The following is a 17,947-nucleotide window of genomic DNA, read 5'->3' on the forward strand; positions in this document are numbered from 1 at the left end:
AGCTGCTAGCGCTTTGTAGATAAGCGCTAGAGGCTAAAAAAGCATAAAAATATTACCCTGCGCGACGGATGGACCCGCACCGGATGAAACTGGCGCAGCCCAACGCCAGTGCCACCGTGGAACCGGCTTTGCCGGGCCACGGGCGGCGTACCTCTTGGGGGTTGAGATACTGCCGCTCAGGGGGTCAATCCACCTTCGCGCCGGATGCCTTCACCACCTGCTGGTACTTCGCGCGTTCGCTGGCCATGAAGCTGTCGAACTGCTGCGGCGTGGTGGGCACGGGTTCGGCCAGCAAGGCGCCAAAGCGGGTCTTGGTTTCTGGCGCATGGAGGGCGGCTACAAAGGCCTTGTTCAGCTTGTCGATGATGGGCTTGGGCGTGGCTGCAGGTGCCACCAGGCCCCACCAGGTGTCGATGGAAAAGCCCTTGAAAGTAGCAGACAGGGGCGGCACGCCCGGCAGCGAGGGCGAGGCGTCCAGCGAGGTCACGGCCAGGGCCTTGAGCTTGCCGGCACGGATATTGGGTGCGGCGGCCGCCAGGTTGTCGATGTTGAAGTCCACCTCGCCCGCGAGCAGCGCCAGCTGCGCGGGGTTGGCGCCGCGGTAGGGGATGTGCAGCGCAAAGATGCCCGCGCGCTGCTTGAACATCTCGCCCGCCAGGTGGCCCGCGCTGCCATTGCCGCCGCTGCCGTAGTTGAGCTTGGCGGGGTTGGCCTTGGCGTAGGCGATCAGGTCGGCCAGGGTGTTGATCTTGAGCTGCTCGGCTTTGGCGGCGTTGATGACCAGCACGTTGGGAACACGCACCATCTGCGTGATGCCCGCGAAGTCCTTGCCCGCGTCGTAGGGCATCTTGGTGTACAGCCAGGGGTTCACTGCGTGCGTGGCCGTGGCGGCGATGCCGATGGTCAGGCCATCGGGTGCGGCTTTGGCAATGGCGTCGGCACCGATGTTGCCGCCTGCACCGCCCTTGTTTTCAATGATCACGGTGCCCAGCGAGTCGCGCACGCGCTCGGCCAGTGCACGCGCCGTCACGTCGATGGGCCCACCGGGTGCGTAGGGCACGACCAGACGGATGGGCTGGCCGGAGTCCTGCGCAAGCGCGACCGAGGCCGCGAAGGGGGATGAAAAAGCCGCTGCAACAGCGGCACTGGCGATGAGGTGGTTTCTGCGGTTCATGGTGCCATTGTGCAAAAAATAATAAGACTGCTTACGAAAACTGGTGGACGGCAGCTGTGGAGGGTGCCTGTGGAGGGCTGTCACAGCGTGCGCAACGTGTTTTCTGCCAGCCCCAGATCTTCCACCAGCATGCCCAGCTCGTGCGACGAGCGGATGTCCAGTTTCAGGAAGATGGCAGAGCGGTGCGTGTCCACCGTGCGCGGGTCGATGGGTCGCTCCGGGTCGCGCTGGGCCAGCGCGCGGGCCACCTCCTTGCTGCTGATGCCGGTGGCCAGCAGGCGCGCCACCTCTTGCTGGCGCGGGCTCAGCGTGTTCCAGCGCTCCCGCAAGGTGTTGCGCCGCTGTGCGCGCTGTGCGTCTTCCAGCGACAGGTTCGCGGCCCGGAGCACGGCGGCCAGCAGGGTTTGCTCGTCGCAGGGTTTTTCGAGCCAGTCCACGGCCCCTTGCTTGACGGCGGTGACGGCGGAGGACAGTTCGCCATGGGCGGACAGGAACACGGTCTTGAGCACGGCATTGCGCTCGCGCAGGGCATCGAACACCTGCAGGCCGCTCATGCCGTCCATGCGCAGGTCCAGCAGCACGCAGCCCGGGTGGGCGAGGTCGGCGCGGGCCAGGAACTCAGGGCCGCTGGCAAACGTGCGGGGCGCATGGCCACCGGCCAGCAGCAGGGCGGCCAGGGAGTTGCGCACGCCCTCGTCGTCGTCCACGACGTAGACATTCGCGGGAACTGTGGTGTTGACGGTGACGGGAGTGGTCGGACGGCTGTCGATCATGGTGGGGGCAAGAAAATGCGGGGCAACCGGATCTCAAACACGGCGCCGCCGCCGTCGCGGTTGCGCGCCAGCAGCTCGCCGCCCATGCTTTCGACAATGGAGCGGCAGATGTTCAGGCCCAGCCCCAGGCCGTCGGAACGGGTGGTGAAGAAGGGCTCGAACAGGCGTTCGGCGATCTCGGGTGGCAGGCCGGGCCCCCGGTCCAGCACTTCGAGGCAGGCAAACCGGGTATCGGCCGTGGTGCGCAGCAATAGTTCGTGCGCCTCGGGCGGCGTGGCATCTGCGCGCATCGCCTGCATGGCCTGCAAGGCGTTGAGACCCAGGTTCAGCACCACCTGTTCGAGCAGCACGCGGTCGGCATTCACGCGCAGCGGGCCGTGGGCCAGGTCCAGCCGCACCGCCACCCCGTGCCGTCGCGCCTCGGCGCGCAGGAGCAGGCCCAGGGACTGGTCCACGGCGGCATTGAGGTCGCAGGGCTCGCGGGCCTCGGGGTGTTGGCGCACCCAGCGGCGGATGCGGCCGACGATGTCGGCGGCGCGCAGGGCCTGGCTGGAGAGTGCGGTGAGGCTGTCGTTCAGCAGCTCGGTTTTGCCCTGCGCCGCCAGTGAGCGCGCTGCGGCGGCGTAGTTGACCAGGGCGGCCAGTGGCTGGTTCAGCTCGTGCGCCAGCGTGGAGGCCATCTCGCCCACGGTGATCACACGCTGCACGCGCTGCAGCTGGGCCTCGCGCTGCTGCTGCTGTTCTTCGGCGCGTTTTTGGGCGGTGATGTCCACCACCGAACTCATCCAGCCGATGTGCTGGCCGTTGCCGTCGATGAGGCGTGCGGTGTAGAACATGGTGTACACGTCGGAGCCATTGCGGTGCCGCAGCCGGTTTTCGTTGCCCTGGGGCGCGGCTTTGCCGGCCAGGGCGGTGTCGCTGTCGTTCCAGTGCCGGTCCAGGTCGTCCGGGTGCCAGTAGGGGTAGGGCGGCAGGCAGCCGATCAGCTCGTCTGCGCTGTAGCCCACCATGTCGCACATGGCGGCGTTCACGTAGACGATACGGCCTTCGAGGTCGCGCGCGCGCATGCCCACCAGCAGCGAGTCTTCCATCGACTGGCGAAATGCCTGCGCCTGCTGCAGTGCATGGGTGCGCTCCTGGACGCGCTGCTCCAGCTCGATGCGGGCCTGCCGGTTCTCTTGCAGGCGCCGTTCGCGCAACTGCCAGTACAGGGCGCCGAGCACCAGCAGGCCCGACGCCAGGCTCGCCAGTGCCCAGGCCTGTTGGCGCGCCAGGGCGACGGCCTTGCTGTCGGCCGTGAGGGTCAGCGTCCAGCCCAGATCGGGCAGGCGCTCTTCAAGGGCCAGATAGCGCTTGCCGGTGCCGGGCACGAGGATCTCGGTGCCTGGCTGGCCGTCGCGCTGGAGCGTTTTCCAGGGCACGGGCTGGGGTGTCCAGCGTGCGCCATACTGCTCGTCGAATTGCACCTGCTGCACGTCCTGCTCGGGCAGTGGGCGCGTGGTCTGGTACAGCCAGGGGAGGACAGAGCCGAGGAAGATAATGCCGCGCTCATCGGTCACGAAGACCGGGTCGCGCAGTTGCGCCCAGGTGTCCACGATGGGCTGCATCCACACCTTCACGGCCACGACGCCGATCACCCGGCCGTTTTCCACCACGGGTGCCGATGCAAAAAGCCCAGGTTCGCCGGTGGTCTTGCCCACGCCGTAAAACCGCCCCGGCTGCCCTTGCAGTGCATCGCGGAAATACGGGCGATTGCCGTAGTTCTGGTTCACGAAGCTGGTGGGGGTGTCCCAGTTGCTGGAGGCTACCGTGAGCCCGTCGGTGTTCATCACATACAGCGTGTCCGAGCCTGCATTGGCATTGATGGTCTGCAGGTAGGCATTGGCAGCGCTGCGCAGCGGTTGTGCGCCGGGGTTGTGCAGCAACTCGGCAATCAGCGGCTGCTGCGCCGCCGTGAAGGGCAGATAGCTGTAGCGGGTGGCCACGCCGCGCAGTGCCAGGGCCTGCACCTCGCCCGAGCGGCGCAGGTTGTCCCACTGGTTGTCGAGTTCGCTCTGGGTTGCCCATTCTCCCGCGCCCAGCACCAGGAGCACCGCCAGCCCCACCACGGCCGCCATGGGGCCCGTGCCGCGCACTGCGGCGCGCCATCGCGAAATCCGCCCTGGTGGGAGCGCAGTGCCGGGAGGCGGCAGCGCCAGCGGCGCACGGGGTGCAGCGGGCTCAGCCGGGGTGGTTGGCATGTGCGCCCCGGTCAGCCGCCGTGCTTGTCCGCCTCGGAGGTGAAGGCATCCGCATAGAACTCTTCTGCGGGGAGGCCGCGCTGTGCACTGTAGGCATCGCGGGCCGAGTCCACCACGATGGGCGCCCCGCAGGCATACACCTGGTGGCCCGAGAGGTCGGCAAAGTCGTCCATCACCGCCTGGTGCACAAAGCCGGTGCGGCCAGTCCAACCGTCTTCGGGCATGGCATCGGACACTACGGGCACGTAGGTGAAGTGGGGCATTTCGGCCGCACGCGCCAGCACCCAGTCATGCAGGTACAGGTCGCCCGGCCGGCGGCCGCCCCAATACAGCGCGGTCGGGCGTGTGATGCCCTTGAACTGCATGTGCTCGATCAGCGCCTTGATGGGCGCAAAGCCCGTGCCCGAGGCCAGCAGCACGATGGGCTTGTCGGAGTCCTCGCGCAGGAAAAAACTGCCAAACGGGCCTTCCACCCGCAGGATTTCCTTTTCCTTCATCGCGCCGAACACATGGTCGGTGAACTTGCCGCCCGGCATGTGGCGGATGTGCAGCTCCACGCCCGGCGCTTCAGCCTGCGTGTGGGGCGCGTTGGCCACCGAGTAGGCCCGGCGGGCGCCATCCCGCAGGATGAATTCGATGTACTGGCCTGCGTGGTAGCGGAAGGTATCGGCGGCGGGCAACTGCAGGCGCACCTGCATCACGTCGTGGGATTTTTTTTCCAGGGTAGATACGCGCACCGGCATCTTCTTGATCGGATACGCGCTTTCGTCAGTGACCTGGCGTGATTCGAGCACCACGTCGGTCAGCGGTTGCGCGCAGCAGGTCAGCACCAAGCCTGCAGCCTCTTCATCGGCCGTGAGTGCCTTGGACTGGTGTTCGCCGTGGTGCACGGCGCCGCTGATCTTCTTGCACTTGCACGAACCACAGGCGCCGTCCTTGCAGCCGTAGGGCAGGCCCACGCCGCTGCGGATGGCGGCGGACAGGATGGCCTCGCCCGCATTGGCACTGAAAGCGCGGCCGCTGGGCTGCACGGTGATCTGGAACGCTGCGGGAGTTGCAGCCTCTGCGCTGGTCATGTGTGGGTATCCTTGGAATCGTCTTCGATCAAACTATCGGCCCAGCAAAAGCCAAGCAAACGGACCCAATTTTGCCTTCAATACAAAGCCCCCTTGGCGCCCTCCCTGCGCGCTTTCGCCGTGAACGCCTCCTGATCGTGGGTTGCGGTGATGTAGGTCAACGCATCCTGCGCGATCTGCAATCAGGCCCCGGCGCCGCACGCATGCGGGTGATGGCGCTCACGTCCAGCCCCTCGCGGGTCGCGGGGCTGCGCGCCCTGGGAGCCAGGCCCATCGTGGGCAATTTGGACGATGCGCCTTCGCTGCGTAGGCTTGCTGGGCTGGCCACCCGGGTGTTGCACCTGGCGCCTCCGCCGGTCGAAGGGGCCGGAGGAAATGCCTGGTGGCTGGACCCTCGCACCATCGCCTTGGCCCGCGCGCTGCGGCTGCGAAGCCTGCCGGTGTCCTTGGTGTATGCATCGACTAGTGGGGTGTACGGCGATTGCCAGGGGGCCCTGGTGCCTGAGACGCGGGCGGTGGCTCCCGGCACCCCGCGGGCGCAGCGCCGCGTGAACGCAGAAACTGCGGTACGCCACCTGGGCCGTGCCGGTGTGCGGGCCAGCGTGCTGCGCATTCCGGGTATCTACGCACCTGACCGTGAAGGCGGCACGCCCGAGGCCCGTCTGCGCCGAGGCACGCCGGTGCTGGTGGCCGAAGACGATGTGTTTACCAACCACATCCATGCCGATGACCTGGCGCGGGCCTGTATGGCCGCCGTGTGGAAAGGGCTGTCACAGCGCACTTACAACGTGAGCGACGCCACCCACCTGAAGATGGGCGATTACTTTGACCTGGCCGCCGACCTGTACGGCCTGCCGCGCCCCCCGCGTGTGCCCCGCACTGCAGCGCAGGAGCAGTTGTCGCTGATGCTGCTGAGCTTCATGAGCGAGTCACGCCGGCTCGACAACCAGCGCATGGTGCGGGAACTGGGGTTGCGGCTGCGATACCCCAGCGTGGCCGAGGGGCTGAGCGGGCAGCCGCAGCGTTAGGGCCTGCTGGTGCGCGCCCGTGGCATCAGCAGGGCGCCTGGCCGCCGTTTGAGCGGCAGACACCACCGGGCCCGGGAAACCGCCCCGGACCTGTGCGGGGGTAGGTGTTGCCCAGGTTGTCGGTGCAGCGAAAGTCGCCACATTGGGTGAGGCGTGGTGGGGGTTGTGGGTTACCTGCCTGGGGAAACGGATCGGGGTAGAGAGGGCGGTGCCTGGAGGGTGGGACCACCACCACACGCGGCTGGTTGGCACGTGCCTTTTCGACCTCGGCATAGCCCTGGGGGCCCAGGCAGTCCAGGTCCACCTGCCTCTGGGCCGCTTCGAGCCGCAGTTCCTGCTCATAGGTCGAGCGCGACAGGCCTGCAGCCACCATGTCGAAATTGCGCCGCGAACGTGCACATTCCGGGGAGCGGGCGTAGTCCTGCGGTTGTGGGGCTGCGGCAGCGGCCTGCGCAGCGCGTGCCCGGTCGCGCTCGGCGTTGCGGCGGGCCTCGGTCTCTGCGGCGGTGGCCTCGGCCTGCAGCCGCTGTTGCTTGCGCTCCAGCGCCTCAGCGGCCTGTTCGCGTTCCAGTTGGAGTTCTTCCGGCGTTTTGCGCGCTTCCACTTCGCGCGCCGCCGCTCCGCCCGTACAGGCCCCATCGGTATAGGTCACCTTGCCGGTGCGGGTGTCGGTGCAGCGCACCACTTGTGCGTGGGCCACGGTGCCCAGCCAGGCTGCGCACACACAGAGGAAGAGGGCGAGATGGCGGTTGCGGAGGCTCATGGTCTGCGGCCAAGGTGGGCAAAAGCGTGGCGGTGGGAGCCCTGGTCAGCCCCTGTCAGGGCTTGTCGGGGCTGTTGGACTGTTGGCGGGAGCGCCAGTCGTGGGGGTCAAACGAGTAGCTGCCTGGCGCAACACGGCCTGGAGGGGGTTGGCGGTTGCGGCGATCGTCTGCGGCGCGGCGGTCGCGCTCAGCCTGCTCGCGCAGGGCTTGGTCACGGTCGCGCTGGCGGCGATCGAGCTCGCGGGCCTGCTGTTCGCGGCGATCACGCTCGCGTTCCCGGGCCTGCCGGTCGCGCTCGGCACGTTCCCGTTCGCGTTCACGTTCTCGCCAGTCGTTACGGTTGCGGTCTCGCTCCCAGCGGTCGTCCCGGTCACGTCCGCCGTAGTAGATAACGGCTGGGGGCGCCGAATACGCGGGGTACACCGGCGGCGCGTTGTTGTAGATGTAACCCGGCTGCTCATAAACACGGTACGGAGTGGGTTCGTAGTACGGGTCACCCTGCACCGTGGCGCAGCCGGTCACCGCGGCGCCCAGGACCGTGGCAGAAATAAGGCGGGCAAGTGTGTTTGTCATGGTGGTCAGACCCTGGCAGGGAGTGGCCGTTCCACCCTGCTCGTAAAGTCCCCGAAAAGCACCCCGGCGGGGTGTTACAAATTTCGGAGGCTGGCGCGTTGAAGCCGCTTTCAATGTAGCGCGTGGCCCCCCGTTTTGGTTGACCTGCCTGCCGATGTGCCGGGTAGGACGGCGCCTATTGTCCCATCCGTCGGGGCCGGGCGCTGCCGTGGAGAAACTTCAAAAACAATAGCTATGAACCATTGCCCGATTAGCGGAAGCGGCCAATTTTTTACCCAATATCTGACCGTGGGGGCGGGGCGCCTGCTCCGCGGCAGGCCGCCCTGCCTTTAAGGCTTGGGCAGCACCCGGCGGATGGTTTCGGCCAGGTCTTCCGCCACAAACTTGGCGACGTACCCATCGGCTCCGACGCTGCGCACGTGGTCTTCATTGGCCGAGCCCGACAGCGAGGAGTGAATGACCACGGGCAGCCCATGAAAACGCGCGTCCTGCTTGATGTTGCGTGTCAGGGTAAACCCGTCCATTTCCGGCATTTCCAGGTCGGTCAGTACCATGGCGACGCGGTCCAAGACCGTTTTTCCCTCGGCTTCGGCGCTTTTCGCGATGGCGTTGAGACGGTCCCAGGCTTCCTTGCCGGACTTCACCATTTCATACGGGGCGTTGAGCACTTTGAGCTCTTGCTCGATGAGCGAGCGGGCCACGAACGAGTCGTCGGCCGCCAGGATGATGCAGCCGGGCTTGAGCTTGAGCTTGGCCCCAACCTTTTCTTCGGTGACCTCGTGGCCGTCCGAGGGTGAGATCATCTGAAGGATGGCCTCCACGTCCAGCACCTGGGCCAGGCGGGATTCATCGGTGTTGCCGTCCAGGCGGGCAATGCTGGTGACCAGCTTGCCAGCGGCGCCGCTGGTTTCGGCCGAGAGCACCTGTTTCCAGTCCAGTCGCACGATGTCTTCCACCGACTCGACGGCAAACGCCTGGGTGGTGCGTGCGTACTCTGTCACCAGCATGATGTTCAGGCCCGTCTGTGGCTTGCAGCCCACGATGGAGGGCAGGTCCAGCACCGGAATCACCTGTCCGCGCAGGTTGACCACCCCGAGCGAATGGGCCGTGGTGCCCGCGATCGGCGTGATGCTGGGCATGGCCACGATCTCGCGGATCTTGAACACGTTGATGCCAAACAGCTCTGACTTGCCCAGGGCACTGTCGGTGCCCAAGCGAAACAGCAGCAGTTCGAACTTGTTGGTGCTGGTGAGGTTGGTCCGCTCGTCGATATCCTGCTGCACTGCTTTCATGATGGGTCCTTCGCGCAGAAAAGAAGAAGATACGCGCGTTTACAAATTCTAGGATCAGAACGGGGTGCGCAGTGCGCTAAATGTTCAGGCAATACCCGAATAGTGCACTGCCGCATCCTTGCGTGGCAGCGCTGTCACACGTTGGAGCCGGGTTGCGGGCTCAAGCCGGGGCTGGCAGGGCCACCGGCCCACAGTGCAATACCGTGGGGAAAGGGTCGTAGAAGTGGTGCAGGAGCTGTTTCCAGTCCTGGTACCGGGCCGACTGGCGAAAGCCGATCTCATGGTCTTCCAGGGTGACCCAGCGCACCAGCAGCACATAGTCCTGCGGGCGCTCCAGACAATGGCCCAGTTCGTGTGACAGGTAACCGGGCATCGAGGCAATGATCTGTTGCGCCTGGGCAAAGGCGTGCTCGAAGGCCGCGTTCTGGCCGGGGCGGATGGTGAGGTGGGCGATTTCGAGAACCATGGTGGGCTGGGGCGTGCTGTGCGCTAGGGAAGTGCCTGTTTCTACCGCAAGACTGCCGGGTTACCGTATGCAGCCTGTTGTTCTGTGCCCACCCACACCGGGAGGCGGGAGGCTCAGGCAACGCTGCTCTGGGGAATCACAGAGGCCTTCAAACTGTCGGCCAGGCGGCCCAGCAGTGCGAGCATGGGTGCATCCGAGGCATCGCAGGCCAGACCCAGGTGGCGCGAGAACGCCAGGGGGCCATCGAGGGGGCGAGTGACCGAGCGGCGAGCATGCGCTGCGTGGGACTGTGGCACCACCGCCACGCCCAAGCCGCTGTCCACCATGTGCAGCAACAGCTCTTCGCGTGCGGCGCTGGCCTGTACCTCCAGGGCAATGCCGCGCTCGGCCAGCAGGCGGATGAACGACTGGTGCAGCGGGCAGTAGGGCCATTCAAGAAGCGGCACCCCTTGCAGATCCGCCAGACCGAATTTCTTCTTGAAGCGCAGGGGATGCTGCTCGGGCAACAGCATCACATAGGGCTCGCGCCACAAGGACACAAACGTGTCGCCGGGCGGTTTGCAGTGCTCCGCCACCAGGCGCAGCCGGGCCTCCTGCGCTGTGGCCGTGAGTCGGACCAGCGTGTTGGGCAGGAGGTCGGCAATCTGCGCAAACAGCGGCGCGGCTGGGCCCACCATCAGGTCGTCCTGCAGGAACACGCCCAGCGTTTCGCGGGGCGCATCGCGAAAGTCGCGCACCATGGCGCTGGATTGCGCCAGCAGGCTGCAGGCGCGCGGGTACAGGCGGTGGGCGGCGGGGGTGGGCGCCAGACCCTGGCGGCTTCGCTCGAACAGCACGGTGTCCAGCGCGTCCTCCAGCCCCTTGATGGCCATGCTGATGGACGGCTGCGCCACAAAGCAGCGGCGCGCCGCCGTGGTCACGGATCGTTCTTCGTAGGCCGCGACGAAGTAGCCGAGGGCGCGCAGGTCAAACAGCATGGGGTTTCAGCGGCCGGGGCCACAGTCAGGTAGGGGTGATCGTGGTGACGGTTTCGCGAAAGTAGTCGAGCTGGCCGTTTTGCGAGTGGCTCAGGATCCAGGTCAGCGACTCCACTTCGCGCTGTTGTACTCCATAAAAGAAGCGTTGGCTTAGCTGGGTCATCACCCAGTCGTCGCCCAGCGGCTGGCTGTGGGTGTGAACGATTTGCGTGCCTTGCGGAAAGATCTCCGTGCCCAGGCGCTGCAGCACCGTCAGCAGATCGGCCTGGTTGCGGGCGACCTGCCAGCTGGTGTCTGCATCATCGCGGTAGTGGTCGATGCGGAAATCCAGGTCATCGGCAACGCTACCGAGCAGCGTGGGGACATCGCCTTTTTCAAAGGCGGCCAGTACGCGGTCGATGGGGAAGTTTGTGGTGAGGTTGGTCGTCATGTGCGCTCTCCAGTCGGGGGGTTAAAGGGCCAGAAGCAGGCCCTTGGGGGGCGACTGTAGGCAGCCGGCGCTGCCTGCACAACGATGGAATTTGTGGGTTTGAACGATAAAAAAATGATGGATAAAAAGTGGCAGCGATATCCCTGCGAAGGAAGGCGCCGAAGGCAGTCACCCACGGACTGTTCCCCTCTCATTCCGTGACGCCGGGCAGCTGGCTCAGATAGCGGTGCAGCGCGGCAATGGTCTGGCGCACCTTGGCGGGCTGGGCGTCGCGCTGGGGCGTCATGGCCCAGATGTCCAGGGTGCCAAACGACCAGTCGGGCAACAGCCGCACCAGCCGCCCGGCCTGCAGCGCATCCTGCGAATCCATGCTACCCACCAGCGCCAGGCCCAGCCCCGCCTCGCACATCTGCTGGATCGAAAGCTGGTTGTTGCTGGCAATGCGCGGCTCCACCCGCAGGGCCCGGGGATCGCCCGTGGGGCTGCGCAGGTCGATCAGCAGGCCGCCGTTCTCGCGCGCAAAGCCCAGCCAGCTGTGCGATAGCAGTGCGTCCGGGTGCTGTGGCACGCCGTGGGCAGCCACCCAGCCGGGCGCCGCGCACAGGTACCACTGCATGCCTCCCAGGCGCCGTGCTGCCCAGGTGGAGTCCTGCAGGCGCCCGTAGCGCACGGCCAGATCGATGCGGGCATTGATGAGGTCAATGGGCGAATCGTCTACCAGCAGGCGCAGGCGCAGCGCCGGGTGGGCGGCTAGCAGCTCGCCCAGCGCTGGGGCAATGTGGCGTGCAAACCCGACGGTAGCCGACAGCCGCAGCTCGCCACTCGGGGCATCGCGCGAAGCGGCCAGCTCGGCCCGCGCCTGGTCGGCTGCGGCACACATGGCGGCGCAGCGCGCGTGGTAGCGCTGGCCTGCCTCGGTCAGCGCCAGCTTGCGCGTAGAGCGGTGAAGCAGCGTCACACCGCCATCGCTTTCCAGCTTGCGCACCTGCTGGCTCACGGCAGAAGTGCTCATGCCCAGGGCGCGGGCGGCGCCGCTCATCGAGCCGTGCTGCACCACGGCGGCAAACACCGCCATGCGTTTGAGGTCTTCCATATCAGGTCTTCTCGTCAATCCCCACTGGGCTGTTGTCCGCCTCCATGCCTTGGAACTGGCGCGACCAAGGCCAGTGCCCCCTCGCAAGGGCCGCCAAGCTGCTTGTGCGGCGCTTCGCTGGAGTGCGCTGGGGGTGTCCCCATCCCGCATGGCGCAGCCATGCGAGAGAGGGGGAAGGCGCAAAGCGACTCAGGATGTGATTCATCCATTGTGAAGTTGAGCTTCAAAGAGAAGGCAGATTTAGCCATCTACCGCCCGCTTTGACAATCTCCTATTCTCACTACATCGCAACTTCGACCCAAGGACATCGATATGAACATCGCCCTGATTGGCGCCACCGGCTTTGTTGGCGCTGCCGTGCTGAATGAACTGCTGCAACGCGGCCACCGCGTGACGGTACTGGCCCGCAACCCCGCCAAGCTCGCCGCGCGCGAAGGTCTTACGGTAGTGGCGGCCGACGCGCAAGACGCAGCCCAGGTCGCCAAGGCCGCTGCCGGCCATGATGCTGTGGTCAGCGCCTATAACCCCGGCTGGGAGAACCCCAACATCCACGACGAGTTCCTGAAAGGTACCCGCGCCATCATCGACGGCACCAAAGCGGCTGGTGTGCGCCGCTTTCTGATGGTGGGTGGCGCTGGCAGCCTGTTTGTGGCGCCCGGCGTGCAGCTGGTGGATACGCCCCAGTTCCCCGCCGAATGGAAGCAGGGCGCCCTGGCCGCGCGCGAGGCGCTGAACTGGATTCGCACCGAAAACACGCTGGACTGGACCTTCCTGTCACCGCCCATCCTGCTGCAGCCTGGCGAACGCACGGGCCAATACCGCCTGGGCGACGAAGCGCCGCTGATGAATGGCGAGCAACCCGGCAGCATCAGCGTGGCCGACCTGTCTGTGGCCATCGTGGACGAGCTGGAGACGCCGCGCCACGTGCAAAAGCGGTTTACGGTGGCGAACTGACCGCCAGTGCTTGCCGCGGTGCAAAGGTCGAAAAGGCCAGAATACTTCTGTTTTGATAGCTGCTAGCGCCTGATGGATAAGCGCTAGCGACCAATTTGGCTATAAATAGTCACGGTTTAGCCGATAAACCAGCGCATCGGCACCAGCACGATGGACGGGAACAGCACCATCAGGAACATCATCGCGAACTGCGCGCCCATGAAGGGGAGCACGCCCCGGGTGACTTCGTCCATGCGCATGCGTCCCACCCCCGCCACCACGTTCAGCACCGTGCCCACCGGCGGTGTGATCAAGCCGATGGCGTTGTTCATGATGAACAGCACGCCGAAGTAGACCGGGTCGATGCCTGCGGCTTTGACCACCGGCATCAGCATGGGCGCTAGGATCAGGATGGTGGGCGTCATGTCCATGGCGGTGCCCACAGCCATCACCAGCAGCATGATGGCCATCATCAGCAGGATGGGGTTGTCCATGAAGGGCTTCAGCAGCGAAACAAGCTGTCTGGGGATGTCGGCCACCGTGATGAGCCACGCGCTCACCATGGCGGCGGCCACCAGGAACATGATCACGGCCGTCGTTTTGGCAGCGCTCACGAACACGGCGGTCAGCTGGCGCCAGTGCAGCTCGCGGTACACCACCGTGGCCACGAAGAGCGCATAGACGGCGGCCACGGCGGCGGCTTCGGTAGGGGTGAACACGCCCATCTTCAGGCCCACGATCACGATCACCGGGAGGAACAGTGCCCAGGTCGATTCCCTGAGCGCCTGCAGCTTTTCGGCGGTGGATGCCTTGGGCGGTGGCGTGACGTTTTCGCGCTGGGAGACCCAGTACCAGGTGATGGCAATCGCCACTCCCATCAGCAGCCCCGGCACGATGCCGGCTAGGAACAGCTTGCTGATCGACACGTTGGCCGCCACGCCAAACACCACGAAGCCGATGGACGGCGGAATGACCGGCGCGATGATGCCCGCCGAAGCGATGAGCCCGCCCGCTCGTGCCTTGTCGTGCCCGGCCTTCACCATCATGGGCAGCAGCAGGGCCGCCAGCGCCGCCGTGTCGGCCACGGCGGAGCCTGACAGCGCCGCCAGCATGCAGGCCGCCAGGATGGCAACGAAACCCAGCCCGCCCCGCTTGTGCCCCACCAGCGTGAGCGCGAGCTTGACGATGCGCTGCGACAGACCACCCACGTTCATGATCTCGCCCGCCAGCATGAAGAAGGGCACGGCCAGCAGCGGAAAGCTGTCGGCGCCGTTGATCACGTTCTGCGCCAGGATTTGCGCGTCAAACAGGTCCAGGTGCCACATCAGGGCGACGCCGGACACCAGCAGCGCGTAGGCAATCGGCACGCCGATGGCCATGGCGGCCAGTAGGGAGCCGAGGAAGATAATAACGGTCATGGGAGAGCGCTCCAGGTCATTGCGGTGTGGGGTTCACTGGCGCGAGGCCGTGGGCGCTGGGGCTGTGTGCGGCACTTGGCTGCCCACGGCGGCCAGTTCTTCGGATTCGGCGATGTGCAGCAGCTCGTTGTCGGGCATCTGCCCCGACACAATCCGCCACAGATCCAGCGCCAGCAGCAGCCCCGCCGCCACGGCAAACACCACGCCTGACGCATAGAAGATGGCCATGGACGCGCCCGTGACCGGTGCATCCACATCCCAGTTGATGCGCGCCTGCTCCAGCGCGCCGCTGAAGAGCAGCCAGGTGCACCAGATCATCAGCGCGTAGCTGACGGCGAGGCAGATGCGCTGGCCCAGCGGCGGCAGGCGCGCCAGCAGAAAGTCCGTGCCCAGGTGGCCCCGCTCGCGCACCGCCACGATGGCGCCCAGGAAGGTGATCCACACAAACAACCAACGCGAGACCTCCTCGCTGATGGCGATGCCGGAGTTGAACGCGTAGCGCAGCACCACGTTGCCAAACACCATCACCACCATCACCGCCAGCGCCAGGGCAATGAGCAGGTTGATCCAGCGGCAGCAGCGGTCGATGAAGGCATTGAGCATGGGGTTGTCTCCTGTTTTTCTTTTGACTCAGAGCGCTGTGCCCTGCAGCAGCCCGCGCTGTGCCAGGTTGGCCATGAAGGCGCGCAGGCCAAAGCGCCAGGGCGGCGCGGCCTCGCTGTGCGCCACGCGGTTGTGCAGTCCGCCCAGCCAGGCGCTCTGAATGGACACCAGATCGTCCAGCTGGTGCGTGAAGCCGCCGCCCGGCTGGCCGCGGTCTTCGATGGGGGCGAACAGCGTGCCCATGAACAGCATGAACCCGTCCGGGTACTGGTGCGCGGCCAGCGTCTGCGCCACCAGGTCGGTGGGGTCGCGGCTGATGCTGGCCATGGTGTTGATGCCGCGCAGCTCAAAGCCATCTACGCCCGCGACGCGGAGGTGCACCGTCTCATTGCGCACTTGTTCCAGCCCGAAGCTGGCATCAAAAAGGCGGATGAACGGGCCTAACGCGCACGACGCGTTGTTGTCCTTGGCCTTGCCCAGCAGAAGGGCGCTGCGGCCCTCGATGTCGCGCAGGTTCACGTCGTTGCCCAGCGTGGCGCCCACGATCTGGCCCCGGCTGTTCACCGCCAGCACCACCTCGGGCTCGGGGTTGTTCCAGGCCGAGTCGGAGCGGATGCCGATGTCGTCCCCGCAGCCGACGGACGCCAGCACCGGCGCCTTGGTGAACACCTCGGCATCGGGGCCAATGCCCACCTCCAGATACTGCGACCACAGGCCTTTCTCTTGCAACAACGTTTTGAGTTCCATGGCCTCGGGCGAACCAGGGCGGATGTCGGCAAGGTTCTCGCCGATCAGCTCGATGACCTGGCTTCGCAAGGCTTGCGCACGGCTGGCGTCGCCCCGGGCCTGTTCTTCGATCACGCGCTCGATCAGGCTGGCCGCAAACGTCACGCCCGCAGCTTTGACCACCTGCAGGTCGCACGGCGCCAGCAGCCAGGGGCGGCTCGTGTCGCGCGTGCCGGGCAGGCTGTTGGCCAGCAGGTCTTCCACGCTGCACAGGTACTGGCCGGTGGCTGCACGCACGGCCTCGGCGGGCGCCAGGGCGTCGAGCAGCGTGCTCATGGTGGGGTAGTGCGCGCTGAGGTCGAACACGCCTTGGGGCCGCAGGGCCACCACAGCTGGGCCCGCGACGGCGCCCTGTGGTGCCCACACCCGGCCCACCAGCGAGCCCTGCAGGCCATCGTCGGGAAGCACTTGCAATGCGGTCTGGGGCGCACGGGCCCGTTCGGCAACTGCCGCCGCCGTCATGTTGTTCATGGAGAGTCCTTCGAAAAAATCCGGGGGTGGCGCCGGTGGCCCGCCCGCTCGTTGTCAGTGGTTGTGGCGTGGTGTCTTTTCGGAAATGCGCTGGAATGCCAGCGCGAAGTCGAGCGTCGCGCCATCGGCCAGCTGCCCCGTCTTCTCGCGGTACAGCGCTTCCCAGGGGGACTGGCTCGCGGGCACGGGTGGGTCGGGCAGTTCACGCTTTCGGCGGGCGATTTCCTCGGGCGCGACCAGCGCATCGCAGCGCCCGGTGTTGAGGTCGATGCGGACCGTGTCGCCGCTTTGCAGCCAGGAGAGGCCCCCGCCCACGGCGCTCTCGGGCGATGCGTTGAGGATGGACGGGCTGTCTGCCGTGCCCGACTGGCGCCCGTCACCCAGTGTGGGCAGGGTGTTGATGCCGCGCTTGATCAGCGCGTCGGGCGGCTGCATGTTGACCACCTCGGCCGAGCCCGGCCAGCCGATGGGCCCGGCGCCGCGCATGACCAGGATGCAGCCCTCGTCGATGTCGAGCGCCGGGTCGTTGATGCGTGCGTGGTAGTCGTCCGCGCCTTCAAAAACCACGGCACGGGCTTCGAAGATGCCCTCGCGGCCCGGCTGGCTCAGGTAGCGCTCGCGAAACGCGGGCGATATCACCGAGGTTTTCATGATGCCGAAGTCAAACAGGTTGCCGCTGAGCACCAGGAACCCAGCTTTTTCCATCAGCGGCGCGTTGAAGGGGCGAATCACTTCACGGTCGCGCGCTTCGTGGCCCTGCAGGTTGTCGCCGATGGTTTTGCCCGTCACGCTGGCGCAGTCGTTGTGCAGGCGGCCCGCTTGCTGCAGCTCCCACATCAGCGCAGGCACACCGCCCGCGCGAAAGAACCGTTCGCCCAGGAACTGGCCTGCAGGCTGCATGTTCAGCAGCAGGGGCAGGTCGTAGGCGTGGTCCGTCCAGTCCTGGGCCTCCAGTACCACGCCTGCATGGCGCGCCATGGCCATCACGTGCACCTGCGCATTGCTGGAGCCCCCGGCCACACTGATGACCGACAGCGCGTTCAAGAAGCTCTCGCGCGTCAGGATGCGCGAGGGGCGCAGGTCTTCATAGGCCATATCAACAATGCGCCGCCCGGTTTCGTACGCCATCTGACCGCGTTCTCGGTACGGTGCAGGAATGGCCGCGCAGCCGGGCAGCGACAGGCCCAGGGCTTCTGCCACTGCGTTCATGGTGGAGGCCGTGCCCATGGTGTTGCAGTGGCCCGCCGACGGTGCGCTGCTGCAGGCGCGCTGCAGAAACTCTTCTTCATCAATCTCGCCCGCCGCGAGCTGGCGGCGGCTGCGCCAGATGACGGTGCCCGAGCCCACCAGCTGCCCTTCGTGCCAGCCATCGAGCATCGGTCCGCCCGAGAGCACGATGGCCGGAATGTCCACCGTGGACGCGGCCATGACGCCAGCAGGCGTGGTCTTGTCGCAGCCCGTGGTCAGCACCACCGCGTCGATGGGGTAGCCGTACAGGATCTCCACCAGCCCCAGGTAGGCCAGGTTGCGGTCCAGTGCGGCCGTGGGCCGGCGGCAGTTTTCAAAGATGGGGTGAACAGGGAACTCCATCGGAATGCCGCCCGCATCGCGGATGCCGTCGCGCACGCGGCGCGCCAGGTCCAGGTGGATGCGGTTGCAGGGCGACAGGTCGCTGCCCGTCTGCGCGATGCCGATGATGGGCCGGCCCGAGCGCAGTTCCTCGGGCGTGAGCCCGTAGTTCATGAAGCGTTCGAGGTACATCGCGGTCATGTCCGAGCGCTCGGGGGCGGCAAACCAGTCGCGGGAGCGGAAGGGGCGGCGGGGTGTTTTGGTCATGGGGTCGGGACGTC

The 17,947-nt window shown here is 66.3% G+C and carries 17 protein-coding genes; 2 read left to right on the top strand and 15 right to left on the bottom strand.

Annotated elements, in window-relative coordinates; translation table 11 throughout:
• Positions 1–184: 184 nt before the first annotated feature.
• The 4 genes from ACSQ22_RS12895 to ACSQ22_RS12910 all read right to left on the bottom strand — a co-directional run bounded on the left by ACSQ22_RS12895 (position 185) and on the right by ACSQ22_RS12910 (position 5,263).
• The gene (locus tag ACSQ22_RS12895) at positions 185–1,174 is read right to left on the bottom strand and encodes a tripartite tricarboxylate transporter substrate binding protein (RefSeq protein WP_436130534.1); all 990 of its coding nucleotides are present in this window, start codon (positions 1,172–1,174) and stop codon (positions 185–187) included.
• An 80-nt stretch (positions 1,175–1,254) separates the two neighbouring features.
• On the bottom strand, positions 1,255–1,947 hold the full coding sequence (locus ACSQ22_RS12900) for a response regulator transcription factor (protein WP_436130535.1): 693 nt from the start codon (positions 1,945–1,947) through the stop codon (positions 1,255–1,257).
• The gene (locus ACSQ22_RS12905; protein WP_436130536.1) at positions 1,944–4,187 is read right to left on the bottom strand and encodes a PAS domain S-box protein; all 2,244 of its coding nucleotides are present in this window, start codon (positions 4,185–4,187) and stop codon (positions 1,944–1,946) included. The genes ACSQ22_RS12900 and ACSQ22_RS12905 overlap by 4 nt, the downstream gene beginning before the upstream one ends.
• Positions 4,188–4,198: 11 nt before the next feature.
• Positions 4,199–5,263: a CDP-6-deoxy-delta-3,4-glucoseen reductase gene (locus ACSQ22_RS12910; protein WP_436130537.1), complete on the bottom strand. Its 1,065-nt coding sequence runs from the start codon at positions 5,261–5,263 to the stop codon at positions 4,199–4,201.
• A 71-nt stretch (positions 5,264–5,334) separates the two neighbouring features.
• On the opposite strand from ACSQ22_RS12910, the gene ACSQ22_RS12915 reads away from it, so the two are divergent.
• Positions 5,335–6,291: an NAD-dependent epimerase/dehydratase family protein gene (locus ACSQ22_RS12915; RefSeq protein ID WP_436130538.1), complete on the top strand. Its 957-nt coding sequence runs from the start codon at positions 5,335–5,337 to the stop codon at positions 6,289–6,291.
• Between the two features lie 25 nt (positions 6,292–6,316).
• Here the strand turns inward: ACSQ22_RS12915 and ACSQ22_RS12920 are convergent, their stop codons facing one another.
• From ACSQ22_RS12920 to ACSQ22_RS12950, 7 genes are all read right to left on the bottom strand, one after another.
• On the bottom strand, positions 6,317–7,054 hold the full coding sequence (locus tag ACSQ22_RS12920; protein ID WP_121419285.1) for a DUF4124 domain-containing protein: 738 nt from the start codon (positions 7,052–7,054) through the stop codon (positions 6,317–6,319).
• 55 nt (positions 7,055–7,109) lie between these two features.
• On the bottom strand, positions 7,110–7,628 hold the full coding sequence (locus ACSQ22_RS12925) for a hypothetical protein (RefSeq protein WP_228899876.1): 519 nt from the start codon (positions 7,626–7,628) through the stop codon (positions 7,110–7,112).
• Positions 7,629–7,957: 329 nt separating this feature from the next.
• Positions 7,958–8,920: a chemotaxis protein gene (locus ACSQ22_RS12930; protein ID WP_121419286.1), complete on the bottom strand. Its 963-nt coding sequence runs from the start codon at positions 8,918–8,920 to the stop codon at positions 7,958–7,960.
• Between the two features lie 160 nt (positions 8,921–9,080).
• Entirely contained in the window at positions 9,081–9,386 is a 306-nt protein-coding gene (locus tag ACSQ22_RS12935; RefSeq protein WP_431152219.1) for an antibiotic biosynthesis monooxygenase family protein, read from the bottom strand.
• Between the two features lie 113 nt (positions 9,387–9,499).
• Positions 9,500–10,363 carry a LysR family transcriptional regulator gene (locus ACSQ22_RS12940; protein ID WP_121507216.1) on the bottom strand — a complete coding sequence of 288 codons (864 nt, stop codon included), beginning with the start codon at positions 10,361–10,363 and terminating at the stop codon, positions 9,500–9,502.
• Between the two features lie 25 nt (positions 10,364–10,388).
• A complete protein-coding gene (locus tag ACSQ22_RS12945) occupies positions 10,389–10,793 on the bottom strand; it encodes a hypothetical protein (RefSeq protein ID WP_055395103.1) in 405 nt (134 codons plus the stop codon).
• A gap of 190 nt (positions 10,794–10,983) precedes the next feature.
• Positions 10,984–11,886, bottom strand: a complete 903-nt coding sequence (locus ACSQ22_RS12950; protein WP_121419288.1) for a LysR family transcriptional regulator — start codon at positions 11,884–11,886, stop codon at positions 10,984–10,986.
• A gap of 312 nt (positions 11,887–12,198) precedes the next feature.
• Between ACSQ22_RS12950 and ACSQ22_RS12955 the strand changes: the two genes are divergently transcribed.
• Positions 12,199–12,840 carry an NAD(P)-dependent oxidoreductase gene (locus ACSQ22_RS12955; protein WP_426306843.1) on the top strand — a complete coding sequence of 214 codons (642 nt, stop codon included), beginning with the start codon at positions 12,199–12,201 and terminating at the stop codon, positions 12,838–12,840.
• A 116-nt stretch (positions 12,841–12,956) separates the two neighbouring features.
• Here the strand turns inward: ACSQ22_RS12955 and ACSQ22_RS12960 are convergent, their stop codons facing one another.
• From ACSQ22_RS12960 to ACSQ22_RS12975, 4 genes are read right to left on the bottom strand one after another with little or no spacing between them, the layout of a single operon-like run.
• A complete protein-coding gene (locus tag ACSQ22_RS12960; RefSeq protein ID WP_436130539.1) occupies positions 12,957–14,237 on the bottom strand; it encodes a TRAP transporter large permease subunit in 1,281 nt (426 codons plus the stop codon).
• Positions 14,238–14,270: 33 nt separating this feature from the next.
• On the bottom strand, positions 14,271–14,840 hold the full coding sequence (locus tag ACSQ22_RS12965) for a TRAP transporter small permease (RefSeq protein ID WP_436130540.1): 570 nt from the start codon (positions 14,838–14,840) through the stop codon (positions 14,271–14,273).
• A gap of 27 nt (positions 14,841–14,867) precedes the next feature.
• A complete protein-coding gene (locus tag ACSQ22_RS12970) occupies positions 14,868–16,097 on the bottom strand; it encodes a fumarylacetoacetate hydrolase family protein (RefSeq protein WP_436130541.1) in 1,230 nt (409 codons plus the stop codon).
• Positions 16,098–16,151: 54 nt separating this feature from the next.
• A complete protein-coding gene (locus ACSQ22_RS12975) occupies positions 16,152–17,933 on the bottom strand; it encodes an IlvD/Edd family dehydratase (RefSeq protein ID WP_436130542.1) in 1,782 nt (593 codons plus the stop codon).
• Between the last annotated feature and the right edge of the window lie 14 nt (positions 17,934–17,947).

Origin of the sequence: Acidovorax sp. LjRoot38 (assembly GCF_964252975.1) — a bacterium.
GTDB classification, from domain to species: Bacteria; Pseudomonadota; Gammaproteobacteria; order Burkholderiales; family Burkholderiaceae_C; genus Acidovorax; species Acidovorax facilis.

Coding starts and splice junctions, on each gene's coding strand:
- ACSQ22_RS12910 (WP_436130537.1), bottom strand. CDS start 5,263: ATGACCAGCGCAGAGGCTGCAACTCCCGCAGCGTTCCAGATCACCGTG.
- ACSQ22_RS12965 (WP_436130540.1), bottom strand. CDS start 14,840: ATGCTCAATGCCTTCATCGACCGCTGCTGCCGCTGGATCAACCTGCTC.
- ACSQ22_RS12950 (WP_121419288.1), bottom strand. CDS start 11,886: ATGGAAGACCTCAAACGCATGGCGGTGTTTGCCGCCGTGGTGCAGCAC.
- ACSQ22_RS12895 (WP_436130534.1), bottom strand. CDS start 1,174: ATGAACCGCAGAAACCACCTCATCGCCAGTGCCGCTGTTGCAGCGGCT.
- ACSQ22_RS12920 (WP_121419285.1), bottom strand. CDS start 7,054: ATGAGCCTCCGCAACCGCCATCTCGCCCTCTTCCTCTGTGTGTGCGCA.
- ACSQ22_RS12970 (WP_436130541.1), bottom strand. CDS start 16,097: ATGAACAACATGACGGCGGCGGCAGTTGCCGAACGGGCCCGTGCGCCC.
- ACSQ22_RS12940 (WP_121507216.1), bottom strand. CDS start 10,363: ATGCTGTTTGACCTGCGCGCCCTCGGCTACTTCGTCGCGGCCTACGAA.
- ACSQ22_RS12935 (WP_431152219.1), bottom strand. CDS start 9,386: ATGGTTCTCGAAATCGCCCACCTCACCATCCGCCCCGGCCAGAACGCG.
- ACSQ22_RS12955 (WP_426306843.1), top strand. CDS start 12,199: ATGAACATCGCCCTGATTGGCGCCACCGGCTTTGTTGGCGCTGCCGTG.
- ACSQ22_RS12930 (WP_121419286.1), bottom strand. CDS start 8,920: ATGAAAGCAGTGCAGCAGGATATCGACGAGCGGACCAACCTCACCAGC.
- ACSQ22_RS12900 (WP_436130535.1), bottom strand. CDS start 1,947: ATGATCGACAGCCGTCCGACCACTCCCGTCACCGTCAACACCACAGTT.
- ACSQ22_RS12960 (WP_436130539.1), bottom strand. CDS start 14,237: ATGACCGTTATTATCTTCCTCGGCTCCCTACTGGCCGCCATGGCCATC.
- ACSQ22_RS12925 (WP_228899876.1), bottom strand. CDS start 7,628: ATGACAAACACACTTGCCCGCCTTATTTCTGCCACGGTCCTGGGCGCC.
- ACSQ22_RS12975 (WP_436130542.1), bottom strand. CDS start 17,933: ATGACCAAAACACCCCGCCGCCCCTTCCGCTCCCGCGACTGGTTTGCC.
- ACSQ22_RS12945 (WP_055395103.1), bottom strand. CDS start 10,793: ATGACGACCAACCTCACCACAAACTTCCCCATCGACCGCGTACTGGCC.
- ACSQ22_RS12905 (WP_436130536.1), bottom strand. CDS start 4,187: ATGCCAACCACCCCGGCTGAGCCCGCTGCACCCCGTGCGCCGCTGGCG.